Here is an 11,677-nt window from a genome sequence, read left to right as displayed (position 1 = left end):
GATCCCGTGGGGGGAATCCGTACCGGGACATGGGAAGGCGCCCTGACGTCGGCCCGTGGGGGGACCGGCGCAGGGCGCCTTCTTCTTTTCCGGGATTTTCCGGACTCGGTTCGCCGCAGGGTGCCGCCGACCCCCGCCCGCCCGCCCGCCGTACGAGACGGAACGACGGACGGCACGCCCTCCAGGGCCCGCCGTCCGTCGCTGTCCTGTGCCGCGTCCGGTCAGCGCTCCTCGACCGGGAGGAAGTCGCGCTCCACCACGCCCGTGTAGATCTGGCGGGGGCGGCCGATGCGGGAACCCGGCTCCTTGATCATCTCGTGCCACTGGGCGATCCAGCCCGGCAGCCGGCCGATGGCGAACAGGACCGTGAACATCTCGGTCGGGAAGCCCATGGCCCGGTAGATCAGGCCGGTGTAGAAGTCCACGTTCGGGTAGAGGCTGCGCGAGACGAAGTAGTCGTCGGAGAGCGCGTGCTCCTCCAGCTTGAGCGCGATGTCCAGCAGCTCGTCGGACTTGCCGAGAGCGGACAGCACGTCGTGCGCGGCGGCCTTGATGATCTTGGCGCGCGGGTCGAAGTTCTTGTAGACCCGGTGGCCGAAGCCCATCAGGCGGACGCCGTCCTCCTTGTTCTTCACCTTGCGGATGAAGGCGTCGACGTCGCCGCCGTCGGCCTGGATGCCCTCGAGCATCTCCAGCACCGACTGGTTGGCGCCACCGTGCAGCGGGCCCCACAGGGCGGAGATGCCGGCGGAGATCGAGGCGAACATGTTCGCCTGCGAGGAGCCGACCAGGCGCACCGTGGAGGTCGAGCAGTTCTGCTCGTGGTCCGCGTGCAGGATGAGCAGCTTGTCCAGAGCGGAGACGACGACCGGGTCGGGCTCGTACTCCTGGGCCGGGACGGAGAAGGTCATGCGCAGGAAGTTCTCGACGTAGCCGAGGTCGTTGCGCGGGTAGACGAACGGGTGACCGATCGACTTCTTGTACGCGTAGGCCGCGATCGTCGGAAGCTTGGCGAGCAGCCGGATGGTGGAAAGGTGGCGCTGGCGCTCGTCGAACGGGTTGTGGCTGTCCTGGTAGAACGTCGACAGCGCCGAGACGACCGACGACAGCATCGCCATCGGGTGGGCGTCGCGCGGGAAGCCCTTGTAGAAGTTCTTGACGTCCTCGTGCAACAGGGTGTGCTGCGTGATCTCGCCCCGGAACTCGCTGAGCTCGTCGACGGTCGGCAGCTCGCCGTTGATCAGCAGGTAGGCGACCTCCAGGAAGGAGGAGCGCTCGGCCAGCTGCTCGATGGGGTACCCGCGGTAACGGAGGATGCCCCCCTCACCGTCCAGGTACGTGATCGCGGATTTGTATGCGGCGGTGTTGCCGTAACCGCTGTCCAGCGTCACCAGGCCGGTCTGGGATCGGAGCTTCCCGATGTCGAAGCCCTTGTCACCGACCGTACTGTCGATCACCGGGTAGGTGTACTCGCCGTCGCCGTACCGCAGTACTACAGAGTTGTCGCTCACGTCTTCCCTCACCGACGTAGTGCCTCATCTTCGAGGTGCCCTGACTGTCTCTACCATCCCCCACTTGGCTCAGGAGAGTGCACTCGGGGTCGACCATCGGGCCTATCGGCGGCACTGAGTGCCGCCAACTTGCCCATCCTGCCCCCTGCGTTCCCCTTCCGGAAGGCCTCTGTGACGTTTCCGACTCGTTTGATCGATCATTTTTCTTCCGGGAGAGGGACGAAGGGCAGCAACAACGACGGTTCAGGCGCCCGCGAGCCGGAAGTCGAGCGCCGTACAGCGCCGGCCGGCCGAGACCGTGCGGACCGCCTGTCCGATCGCCCTGCGGGAGCCGACGAGGACGACCAGCCGCTTGGCCCGGGTGACCGCCGTGTAGAGCAGGTTCCGCTGCAGCATCATCCAGGCGCCGGTGGTCACCGGGATGACGACGGCCGGGTACTCGCTGCCCTGGGAACGGTGGATGGTCACCGCGTAGGCGTGGGCCAGTTCGTCCAGTTCGTCGAACTCGTACGGCACCTCCTCGTCCTCGTCCGTCAGCACCGTCAGCCGCTGGTCGACCGGGTCGAGCGAGGTGACCACGCCGACGGTGCCGTTGAAGACCCCGTTCTCACCCTTCTCGTAATTGTTGCGGATCTGGGTGACCTTGTCGCCGACGCGGAAGACCCGGCCGCCGAACCGCTTCTCGGGCAGGTCGGGGCGGCCGGGGGTGACGGCCTGCTGGAGCAGGCCGTTCAGCGTGCCGGCGCCGGCCGGACCCCGGTGCATGGGGGCGAGGACCTGCACGTCCCGGCGCGGGTCGAGCCCGAACTTCGCCGGGATGCGGCGCGCGGCGACGTCCACGGTGAGCCGGCCGGCCTCCTCCGTGTCGTCCTCGACGAAGAGGAAGAAGTCCTTCATGCCGTCGGTGAGCGGGTGCTGTCCGGCGTTGATCCGGTGCGCGTTGGTCACCACGCCCGACTGCTGGGCCTGGCGGAAGACGCGGGTGAGGCGGACGGCGGGGACCGGACTGCCGTCGGCCAGCAGGTCCCGGAGCACTTCGCCCGCGCCGACGCTGGGGAGCTGGTCGACGTCCCCGACGAAGAGGAGGTGCGCGCCCGGGGCCACCGCCTTGACCAGCTTGTTGGCCAGCAGCAGATCGAGCATGGACGCCTCGTCGACCACCACCAGGTCGGCGTCCAGCGGCCGGTCCCGGTCGTAGGCGGCGTCCCCGCCGGGCTTGAGCTCCAGCAGGCGGTGGACGGTGGAGGCCTCGGCGCCGGTCAGCTCCGCGAGACGTTTGGCGGCGCGCCCGGTCGGGGCGGCGAGCACCACCTTGGCCTGCTTCGCGCGGGCCAGCTCCACGATGGACCTCACCGTGAAGGACTTGCCGCAGCCGGGGCCGCCGGTGAGGACGGCGACCTTCTCGGTGAGCGCCAGTTTGACGGCGGCCTCCTGCTCGGGGGCGAGATCGGCGCCCGTACGGCCCTTCAGCCAGGCCAGCGCCTTGTCCCAGGCCACCTCCCCGAACCCCGGCATCCGGTCCTCACCGGTCCGCAGGAGGCGCAGCAGCTGCGCGGAGAGGGCCAGTTCGGCGCGGTGGAAGGGCACCAGGTAGACAGCGGTGACGGGGTCGCCGCCCTCCGGGTCGGGGACCTTCTCCCGTACGACGCCGGGGTCCTCGCCCTCCTCCGGCTCGGCGGCCAGTTCGGCGAGGCACTCGATGACGAGCCCGGTGTCCACCTGGAGCAGTTTCACCGCGTCGGCGATCAGCTTCTCCTCGGGGAGATAGCAGTGCCCCTGGTCGGTGGCCTGCGACAGCGCGTACTGCAGACCGGCCTTGACCCGGTCCGGGCTGTCGTGCGGGATGCCGACGGACTGGGCGATCTTGTCGGCCGTGAGGAAGCCGATGCCCCAGACGTCGGACGCCAGCCGGTAGGGCTGGTTCTTCACGACGGAGATCGAGGCGTCCCCGTACTTCTTGTAGATCCGGACCGCGATCGACGTCGACACCTCGACGGTCTGGAGGAAGAGCATGACCTCCTTGATCGCCTTCTGCTCCTCCCAGGCGTCGACGATCTTCTTGGTCCGCTTGGGTCCGAGGCCGGGGACCTCGATGAGCCGCTTGGGCTCCTCCTCGATGACGGTCAGGGTGTCCAGGCCGAAGTGCTGCGTGATGCGGTCGGCGAAGACCGGCCCGATGCCCTTGACCAGCCCGGAGCCGAGGTAGCGCCGGATGCCCTGGACGGTGGCCGGGAGGAGGGTCGTGTAGTTCTCGACGTGGAACTGCTTCCCGTACTGCGGGTGCGACCCCCAGCGCCCCTCCATCCGCAGCGACTCGCCCACCTGCGCCCCGAGCAGCGCCCCGACGACCGTGAGCAGGTCGGCGGCGCCTCTGCCGGTGTCGACGCGGGCGACCGTGTAGCCGTTCTCCTCGTTGGCGTACGTGATGCGCTCCAGCACACCTTCGAGCGTGGCGAGACGCCGTTCACCGGGGGCCGCTGCGGACTGGTTGGACATGGTTCGACGGTACCGGTGGGCTGTGACAGCCCGGAGCCCGCCCGAGAGGCCGGAGTGGGTAGGCTCTCGCGAACCGACTCGAACAGATGGCGGAGCCGCACGTGACGCGAGACCTCTACAACGTCCGGTTGCGTCCCACCGAGGCCGCTGCCGCACCGCTGACCGACGAGGAGGAGCGGCGCTTCCGGGCCGTGCTCTTCAGTGAACTCGGGAACGAGATCGCCGACCACGGCTCTGCGCGTTTCCCGGCGTACACGCCGGAGGACCGCCGCCGGCTCGTCGAGGTCGCACACCGCCTCACCGCGCACTGGGGGCAACAGGTGTTCGTCGAGGCCGAGGACCTGACACGCCTGAGGCTCTACCTCGCCGGACACGGGGAACGGACGCAGGCATTGCCCACGCGCACCTGAGCCCCGCGCCGGCAACGGCTCCGCGTACGCGTCACAGCTCCCTCGCCGACTCCTTCAGGGCTTCGAGGAAGGGGGCGAAGGCGGTGACGGGGAAGGTGAGGGTGGCTCGGGCGGGAACCTTCGAGTCGCGGACGGCGACACGGGTGGGCGAGTTCGCGATCTCCACGCACTCATTGCCGTCGTCGGGTCCCGAATGGGACGACTTACGCCAGTTACCCATGCTTCTCACAGCTCCTTCACCAGTCGGTTGATGAAGTCACGCGACCGCTGGGGGTCGAGCGCCACGGCTTCCAGCTTACGGAAGCGGGTTCGAAAGGCGCCGAGTTGCGCTTCGGAGTCGATGAAGGCCGAGCCGTGGGGCACGTCACGCACAACTGTGTCCAGTTTGGGCACGGGGCCACCCACGTACGTCATCGTGCTACCGGCTCTGGCAAAGCCGTCCAAGTCGAAGGGGATGACACGCATGGTGATGTTGTCCGCTTCGGAAAGCCCGAGGAGCTTGGTGAGCTGGGCCCGAGAGGCAGCACGATCACCGACCCTGATCCGCAGCGCCGACTCGTGGATCACCAAGTCGTAGGGAACAGCGATCTCCTGACCCGCCATTCGATGACGAACACGTACCTCAAGCTCCTCCTCGGCCAGTTCGGGCACTCTGCCGGAGAAGACGGCACGGGCGTAGCCCTCCGTCTGCAGCAGGCCCGGTACGTAAAGGATCGCCACATCACGTCGGAACGAGGCATGGCGATTCAGTTCCGAAAGGTCCAGGAACGACGTCGGCAACAGCCCTCGGTACTCCTCCCACCAGCCATGAGTCCGGTCGGTAGCCATGTCCACCAGGGCATCGATGAACTCTGCGTCCGTGCAGGCGTAGTGGGACGCCAGGCGGCGCAGTCGCTGCTCGCTCACTCCCACGAGCCCGGATTCGATCTGGCTGATCTGAACCCGATTCGCTCCAAGCAACGCCGCCGCCTCGACGGTGGTGAGCCCTGCCGCTTCGCGGAGCCTGCGCAGCTCGACCCCGAGGCGCATATGGCGTGCGGTCGGCTCACGCCTGAGGACCATTGATCGCTCCTTGATTCAACATGCCTGCCGATGCAGCTCATTCGGGGGCAGATTACGCGATCGGCTTGTCTTGGATTACACGTAACCCGTACTCTCGGTGACGCACTGCACACCCTGTGAAGTCAAGGGCGCCGGAAGTGCACCGCTTCGTCCTGTCGTGACGCCTGCGGCAATGACACCGTCCCCCTCCCTCGAACCCCTCCCCCGCCGAACGGAGTTGACGCATGTCCGAAAACGAACCGTGGGAGTACTCCCTCCACATCCCCAACGATCTCCGCGCCGTCACCATCAGTCGCCGCACCCTCCGGCTGATCCTGACCATGCACGGGCTGATCGGCCTCGTCGATGTCGCCGAACTGCTGGCGGCGGAGTTGGTGTCCAACGCCGTACGCCACACCAAGGGCCCCGCCGCCCTCCGCGTGCGCTGGTCGCCGCCGGGGACGCTGCGGATCGGGGCGTGGGACGCCGACCCCGAACCGCCTGAGCCGCCGGTGCCGTTCGAGCGGGAGGAGTGGGAGTCGGGGCGAGGTCTGGCATTGGTTCGGGCCTGCGCCGACGTGTGGGGGTGGCAGCCGCTGACCCGGGAGGGCGACCGGGGCAAGTACGTGTGGTGCGAGCTGGCCGCCCTCCTCCAGACCGCCTGAGCGGTCTCGTTCGGATCAGCCGCCCGTTGTTCCGGCCGCAGGACCGGTCGCGTGTCCGGTCCGGAAGCAGCGGCTCGATCCGCCCACTGCGCGTCCCTCACGGTCGGACACATCCCAGCCTTCGGCCAAGACGGAGAACACCGTCCTCGCTAGGAAGCTCCCGCGTCGTGCTTCTCACGGCTGGTGAGGACCTGGTCCATGTGGGTCTGCGCCCACTGCCTGAGCCCGCGTGTCAGGTGGTGGAGTGAGAGGCCGAGGTCGGTCAGCTCGTAGGTGACGGTGACGGGGACCGTGGGTGTCACGGTACGGGTGAGCAGGCCGTCGCGTTCGAGGGCGCGCAGGGTCTGGGTCAGCATCTTCTGGCTGACGCCCGCCAGCAGCCGGGCGAGTTCGGAGTAGCGCATCGCTTTCGGGACGTGCGACGCGCCGGATCGTTCGGACGCGTCACCACCCAGTGCGCACAGGATCAGGACGACCCACTTGTCCGAGATCCGGTCGAGGAGCTGACGGCTGGGGCACACCGCCAGGAACGCGTTGTACTCCGTCTTGGCCTGTGCCCTTTTCTCGGCCTTCGTCGTCGTCACTGATCTCACTGCCAACCTCTGGGGTAGTTACGCACTTCAGAGTGCCTACTTCCCGATGGGAAGCAGGTCTCCCATGCTGGTGCAAGGGGGACGGAGACACCATCCCCGGCAAGAAACGAAAGGCACTGCGATGGAGACCGCCTTCACACCTCCTCTTCCCGGCGGAACCTGGAGGCTGGGTGACTCGACCGTCACCCGGTTCGGCTACGGCGCGATGCAGCTCGCCGGCCCGTGGGTCATGGGGCCGCCCGCCGACCACGACGGCGCCCTGGCCGTTCTGCGCGAGGCGGTCGGCCTCGGGATCACCCACATCGACACCAGCGACGCCTACGGACCGCGCATCACGAACGAGCTGATCCGCGAAGCGCTGTACCCCTACCCGGAGTCGCTGTTCATCGCCACCAAGGTGGGCGCGACCCGCGACGCGCAGGGCGGCTGGCCCACGGCCCGGCGCCCCGAAGACCTGCGCCAGCAGGTCCACGAGAACCTCGACTCCCTCGGTGTCGAGACCCTCGACCTGGTCAACATGCGCATGGGCGACGCCCAGGGCCCCCGGCCGGACTCGATCGCCGAAGCGTTCGAAACACTCGCCGCCCTCCAGCGGGACGGTCTGATCCGCCACCTCGGCGTCAGCAACGTCACCGCGGAGCAGGTCGCCGAGGCGCGCGGCATCGCCCCCATCGTGTGTGTGCAGAACATGTACAACCTCGCCCACCGCCACGACGACGACCTCGTCGACCACCTCGCCGCCGACGGCATCGCCTACGTGCCGTTCTTCCCCCTGGGCGGCTTCACGCCGCTCCAGTCCGCGGCCCTCTCCCAGGTCGCGAGCCGGCTGGAGGCGACGCCGATGTCGGTCGCTCTGGCCTGGCTGATGCGGCGCTCGCCGAACATCCTGCTCATCCCCGGTACCTCGTCCACCGCCCACCTGCGCGAGAACATCACAGGCGCCGGGCTCTCCCTCTCCGACGAGGACGTGGCCGAACTGGACGGCGTCGGCCGGGCATGATCGGCCGGTGCGCCGGCCGGGCCCCCTCTTCCGGGCTCCGGCCGCGTGCCGACGGACCCGTGAGTCGCCGTACTCCTCCGGCGAGTGGACCCACTGCGTCCCGGTCCCACACTCGAAGGCGATCGCGTTGATCACCTCGCGGTGGCCACTCCGCCGACCACCCCGTCTCGGTGTCCGGCCCAGGAGCAACGGCTCGATCCGCGCCCCCTGCACGAAGCTCATGCCGACAACGTGGGCGATCCTCACCGAGCCGGCCCGCACTCTGCCCTACGCCATCGCGGTCATGGGCGATACCCGGCAAGGAAAACCACTCGACGCCGCGGAGTGGAAGAGGGTGGCCGTGCGCACCCGTGTGCTGACCGGCGGCAAGAGCCCGGCTCAGCCACGGCGCCGTCGTCATGGCCCCGAGGAAAATCGCCCCCGGACCACCGAGTTCCTCAAGGGCGAGCTTGCCGTTCGAGCGGTTCGGCGGGTCCGGCGCACACCCCCGGCCGGATGCATGGCCGGCGTGGGTGGCGTGGCTCAGGTCCCGCTCCCTCACATGGGTGGGCCAGGTTCGTGGAGGACAGAAGGCCCGTCTCGGAAAGGCGCTGCCACGCTGTGCGCACACAGGCCTGTGCGCACAGGCGCCGCTTGCGTTCGTTCCACCCGCGGACACTGTCGAGAAGCCGCTCGGCTTCATGCACACAGCCCTTGTCGGGTTCCAGGATTGCCCGAGCTCCAGACGGTGTCCCCTTCGGGTGGTGCAGGGATTCTGCGTGGCCCCAGCGCCGCGGGCCGGAGACGGCTGCCTTGCCGGGAACCGTGAGCAGTCGGCGGGAATGTGTCACTTGGACGCTCAGATGAGCCATCTCAGGACAGTAGTGGCCGAAGTGCTCACGACTTCGGGACGGTGCGTGCTCCCCGGGGCGCGGACGGGCGCCCCGGCATCGCACACATCGAGACCGCATCCCGCGGGCAGCCGAGGAAAACCGCCCGCACGAACAGCCGACCGCCCCGCCGAGCAGCGCCACCGATCCCGACCCGCAACGCCATCTTCAGATCCCTTGTACTACCCGGAGGGACGCCATCCGGCAGTTGCATTTTCTGTGGAAGAAGCACAACTTCGTGCGCTTCGCCGTCCAACCCGAGCAACGACCACGACGAGAAGCCGGCCGGCTGTCCGGCCATGGGCATCCCGCACTACATGTGCGTCGACCCGTGCACCGGAACGATCCAGGTGCACTCCGACCCGTACAGGGGGCGCTACAGCAACAAGGAGCCGTACCTCTTCGGCGACTCGGTGCCGTTCGGGCCATGGACGGTGGAGACGTTGGAGTTCCGGCGGTACGGCAGGGACGGTCAGGGGCGGCGGGGACTCGACTTGAGGGCTTCGAGGAAGGGGGCGAAGGCCTCGGCCGGGAGGACGAGGGTGGCGCGGGCGGGGGCCTTCGAGTCGCGGACGGCGATGCGGGTGGGCGAGTTCGCTTTCTCCACGCACTCTTCGCCGTCGCCGGGGACCGAAGTCGGACAGCCGCATGACGGGACGGGCAGGTCCTAGTCGACCCCGGGTGCGGTGCGCTTCCTGCCCCTCATCTCGGCGACGGCGTACGGCAGTCCGGGAAGGAGCAACGCCGGGGCCGCCCACAGCGGCAAGGTGAACAGCTCCCCGTCGCCGCCGAGCCACCGGGAGAGCAGCACGGCAGCCGAGCCGGCGACAAGGGCGACCGCCAGGCTCCTGCCGAGCCCCAGGCTGCCGCGCCGCAGCTCCCAGGCGACCGTGACCGCTGCGACGACGGCCCAGAAGGCGACATCGTCAACGCTCACGACCCGTTCGGTGGTCCACCGGAGCAGACACGTGGCCAGTATCAGCCAGCCGATCACGAAGCAGACCATCGCCGCCGTACGCAGCAGCCGGCGGGGAAACGGAGCGCGGGCCCGCGCCCAGGACGCGGCGAACTCCTTGACATCGTCGCCCACGACATCCTGGGGCGTGCGGCCTGCGGCTACCGCGTCCTCTAAATGAGCGGAGAGCTCGTCGAGCATCTCCCGGACGGATCCGTCGTCGATGCCCCGGTACTCCCAGTTGCTGCGGCAGACCGCGAGTACCTGCTGGTTCGTCATGGTGCGCCGGTCCGTCATGGTGCGCTTCCCCCCGTGGGTCCGGTATCGGTCAGGATCCGCCCCACACGCCCGCTGAAGGCGTGCCACACGGCCCGGCCGCTCGTCAGTTCGGCACGTCCCGCTTCGGTCAGGCGGTAGTACTTGCGTGGGGCGCCACCGCTGGCCGACGGGGCGCGGTACGAGGAGATGAGCCTCTCCCGCTCCAGCCGGGCGAGCAGCGGATAGATACTGCCTTCGCTCACGAGATCGAGCCCGTTGTCGGCGAGTGCCTCCACGAACTCGAAGCCGTAGCGCGGCCGTTCGGCGATCAGCGACAGCAGGCACAGATCGAGCACTCCGCGCAGCAGCTGACTACGACGCTGGTCACCGGTAGCGGGCAGCCCCTTTGTCATGCGGTACAAGATAGTCAGCCATTGTCATGCGCCGCAAGATACTTGCGGCGCATGACAATGCCCCGAGGGCGCAGGTAATCGCGGCAGGTCCGACTCCGGCACGATCGGCCTGACAGGCCCTCCAGGAGCGTGGGCCGATAACCGGGCGGGGGAGGTTGCGAGTTCAGACGGGTGTGCGAGACCGTCTGAGGCAGTACTGCCGGTGTCGCCTGCCGGAAGGACCTCCGGGACCGATCCCGCGCCCGCGCCGCTGCCCGCCCCGCCCTACTACGCCGTGGTGTTCACCGCCGTACGGACCGCCGGTGACGACGGCTACGGGGAGACGGCCGAGCAGCTGCTGGAACCGGCCGCCGAGGTCAGGCCGACCAGGGACAGGATCACCGCTCCTCCGACGACGGTGGGAATTGCCGCCACGAGGAAGAAGGTGAGCAGCAGTTCCGCTCCCGCCGGCTCCTCGCCCATCGTGCTCCCGCCCTGCTCCATGAACACCACGACGCCGACCGGGAGCGACCGGTTCCGGTCCGCCGCGAGGGGCGCCGACGACGCTCAGCACCCCGGTCACGATTTGATGTCGGCCACTTCCACCCCCTTGTTTCCCTTCGTGTAATCGATTCCAATCCTTGGTGCACAGCCGATGTAATCGATTCCACGAGGAGGTGGAGGCGATGGCGGGCATCAAGGACGTCGCCGCCGAGGCGGGCGTGTCCGTCGCCACGGTGTCGCGTGTCCTGAACGACCATCCGTCGGTCAGCGCGGCCGCGCGCGAGCGGGTGCTGGCCGCCGTCGGGGCGTTGGGCTACCGTCCGAACGCCGTCGCCCGGTCGCTGCGCACCCACCAGACCCGCACCCTCGGCCTGGTCATCAGCGACGTGATGAACCCGTACTTCACCGAGCTGGCCCGCTCCGTCGAGGAGGAGGCCCGCGCGCTGGGCTACAGCGTCATCATCGGCAACGCCGACGAGCGGCCCGACCTCCAGGACCACCACGTCACGACCCTGCTGGACCGCCGTATCGACGGGCTGCTGGTCTCCCCCACCGACGGCGGTTCGCCCCGGATGCTGGAAGCCGCCCGCGCGGGGACGCCGATGGTCTTCGTCGACCGCTGGATCCCCGGTGTGGACGTGCCCGTGGTCCGGTCGGACGGGCGGACCGCCGTGCGGGACCTCGTGGCGCACCTGTACGGGCTCGGCCACCGGCGGCTCGCGATCATCGCGGGGCCGGCCGCCACCACGACCGGCCGCGAGCGCGTCGACGCCTTCCGTGAGGCGCTCGGCGCGTACGGGCTCCCCCTCCCCGACGCCTACATCGGTCAGGGCGACTTCCAGGCCGACAGCGGCCGCCGGGTCACCGAGGGCTTCCTCGACCTAGCCGAGCCGCCCGAGGTCGTCTTCGCCGCCGACAACCTGATGGCGCTCGGCGCACTGGACGCCGTACGGGCGCGCGGGCTGCGGGTTCCCGAGGACATC

At 68.9% G+C, this 11,677-nt stretch carries 13 protein-coding genes and 1 pseudogene; 5 read left to right on the top strand and 9 right to left on the bottom strand.

All coding sequences use genetic code 11. The features are described from left to right. Positions 1 to 221 precede the first annotated feature (221 nt). Complete coding sequence (locus tag AOK11_RS09285) at positions 222 to 1,511, bottom strand: citrate synthase (protein WP_055593186.1); 1,290 nt, start codon at positions 1,509 to 1,511, stop codon at positions 222 to 224. Between the two features lie 243 nt (positions 1,512 to 1,754). After that, positions 1,755 to 4,007 (bottom strand): SF1B family DNA helicase RecD2, encoded by a 2,253-nt coding sequence (recD2, locus tag AOK11_RS09280; RefSeq protein ID WP_055593185.1) that lies wholly within the window; start codon positions 4,005 to 4,007, stop codon positions 1,755 to 1,757. Positions 4,008 to 4,108: 101 nt separating this feature from the next. Here recD2 and AOK11_RS09275 point away from each other — a divergent pair, with 101 nt between their 5' ends. Then, on the top strand, positions 4,109 to 4,417 hold the full coding sequence (locus tag AOK11_RS09275) for a hypothetical protein (RefSeq protein ID WP_055593187.1): 309 nt from the start codon (positions 4,109 to 4,111) through the stop codon (positions 4,415 to 4,417). A 31-nt stretch (positions 4,418 to 4,448) separates the two neighbouring features. On the opposite strand, the gene AOK11_RS09270 is transcribed toward AOK11_RS09275, so the two are convergent. Next, a complete protein-coding gene (locus AOK11_RS09270; protein ID WP_055593184.1) occupies positions 4,449 to 4,637 on the bottom strand; it encodes a DUF397 domain-containing protein in 189 nt (62 codons plus the stop codon). 5 nt (positions 4,638 to 4,642) lie between these two features. After that, a complete protein-coding gene (locus tag AOK11_RS09265) occupies positions 4,643 to 5,479 on the bottom strand; it encodes a helix-turn-helix domain-containing protein (protein WP_055593183.1) in 837 nt (278 codons plus the stop codon). A gap of 224 nt (positions 5,480 to 5,703) precedes the next feature. Between AOK11_RS09265 and AOK11_RS09260 the strand changes: the two genes are divergently transcribed. Continuing rightward, complete coding sequence (locus tag AOK11_RS09260; RefSeq protein WP_055593182.1) at positions 5,704 to 6,123, top strand: ATP-binding protein; 420 nt, start codon at positions 5,704 to 5,706, stop codon at positions 6,121 to 6,123. 149 nt (positions 6,124 to 6,272) lie between these two features. On the opposite strand, the gene AOK11_RS09255 is transcribed toward AOK11_RS09260, so the two are convergent. Then, positions 6,273 to 6,707, bottom strand: coding sequence for a winged helix-turn-helix transcriptional regulator (locus AOK11_RS09255; protein WP_055593181.1), 435 nt, complete (start codon positions 6,705 to 6,707; stop codon positions 6,273 to 6,275). Between the two features lie 130 nt (positions 6,708 to 6,837). Between AOK11_RS09255 and AOK11_RS09250 the strand changes: the two genes are divergently transcribed. Then, positions 6,838 to 7,716 carry an aldo/keto reductase family oxidoreductase gene (locus AOK11_RS09250; RefSeq protein ID WP_055593180.1) on the top strand — a complete coding sequence of 293 codons (879 nt, stop codon included), beginning with the start codon at positions 6,838 to 6,840 and terminating at the stop codon, positions 7,714 to 7,716. 1,114 nt (positions 7,717 to 8,830) lie between these two features. Next, positions 8,831 to 9,058 (top strand): annotated as a pseudogene (locus tag AOK11_RS44625) (Uma2 family endonuclease); the annotation flags it as partial. Here AOK11_RS44625 and AOK11_RS39360 read toward each other — a convergent pair. The 4 genes from AOK11_RS39360 to AOK11_RS39355 all read right to left on the bottom strand — a co-directional run bounded on the left by AOK11_RS39360 (position 9,058) and on the right by AOK11_RS39355 (position 10,703). Continuing rightward, a complete protein-coding gene (locus AOK11_RS39360) occupies positions 9,058 to 9,249 on the bottom strand; it encodes a DUF397 domain-containing protein (RefSeq protein ID WP_079034729.1) in 192 nt (63 codons plus the stop codon). The pseudogene AOK11_RS44625 and the gene AOK11_RS39360 overlap by 1 nt on opposite strands. A gap of 3 nt (positions 9,250 to 9,252) precedes the next feature. Continuing rightward, positions 9,253 to 9,837, bottom strand: coding sequence for a hypothetical protein (locus tag AOK11_RS09240; RefSeq protein ID WP_055593179.1), 585 nt, complete (start codon positions 9,835 to 9,837; stop codon positions 9,253 to 9,255). Then, positions 9,834 to 10,211: a PadR family transcriptional regulator gene (locus AOK11_RS09235; RefSeq protein ID WP_055593178.1), complete on the bottom strand. Its 378-nt coding sequence runs from the start codon at positions 10,209 to 10,211 to the stop codon at positions 9,834 to 9,836. Before AOK11_RS09235 ends, AOK11_RS09240 begins: the two co-directional genes overlap by 4 nt. Positions 10,212 to 10,523: 312 nt before the next feature. Further along, positions 10,524 to 10,703, bottom strand: a complete 180-nt coding sequence (locus AOK11_RS39355; RefSeq protein WP_079034728.1) for a hypothetical protein — start codon at positions 10,701 to 10,703, stop codon at positions 10,524 to 10,526. 173 nt (positions 10,704 to 10,876) lie between these two features. On the opposite strand from AOK11_RS39355, the gene AOK11_RS09230 reads away from it, so the two are divergent. Beyond that, positions 10,877 to 11,677 (top strand): LacI family DNA-binding transcriptional regulator (locus AOK11_RS09230; RefSeq protein WP_055593177.1); only part of this gene is annotated, 801 nt, incomplete at its 3' end.

The sequence above is a fragment of the Streptomyces hirsutus genome, assembly GCF_001418415.1.
GTDB lineage: Bacteria > Actinomycetota > Actinomycetes > Streptomycetales > Streptomycetaceae > Streptomyces > Streptomyces hirsutus.
The sequence above is the reverse complement of the archived record's forward strand: the minus strand, read 5'-3'. Positions and strand labels throughout refer to the sequence as shown.

Bases quoted from the DNA above. Each gene is read 5' to 3' on its own strand.
- recD2 (WP_055593185.1), bottom strand. From the start codon at position 4,007: ATGTCCAACCAGTCCGCAGCGGCCCCCGGTGAACGGCGTCTCGCCACG.
- AOK11_RS09270 (WP_055593184.1), bottom strand. From the start codon at position 4,637: ATGGGTAACTGGCGTAAGTCGTCCCATTCGGGACCCGACGACGGCAAT.
- AOK11_RS09265 (WP_055593183.1), bottom strand. From the start codon at position 5,479: ATGGTCCTCAGGCGTGAGCCGACCGCACGCCATATGCGCCTCGGGGTC.
- AOK11_RS09260 (WP_055593182.1), top strand. From the start codon at position 5,704: ATGTCCGAAAACGAACCGTGGGAGTACTCCCTCCACATCCCCAACGAT.
- AOK11_RS09250 (WP_055593180.1), top strand. From the start codon at position 6,838: ATGGAGACCGCCTTCACACCTCCTCTTCCCGGCGGAACCTGGAGGCTG.
- AOK11_RS09240 (WP_055593179.1), bottom strand. From the start codon at position 9,837: ATGACGGACCGGCGCACCATGACGAACCAGCAGGTACTCGCGGTCTGC.
- AOK11_RS09235 (WP_055593178.1), bottom strand. From the start codon at position 10,211: ATGACAAAGGGGCTGCCCGCTACCGGTGACCAGCGTCGTAGTCAGCTG.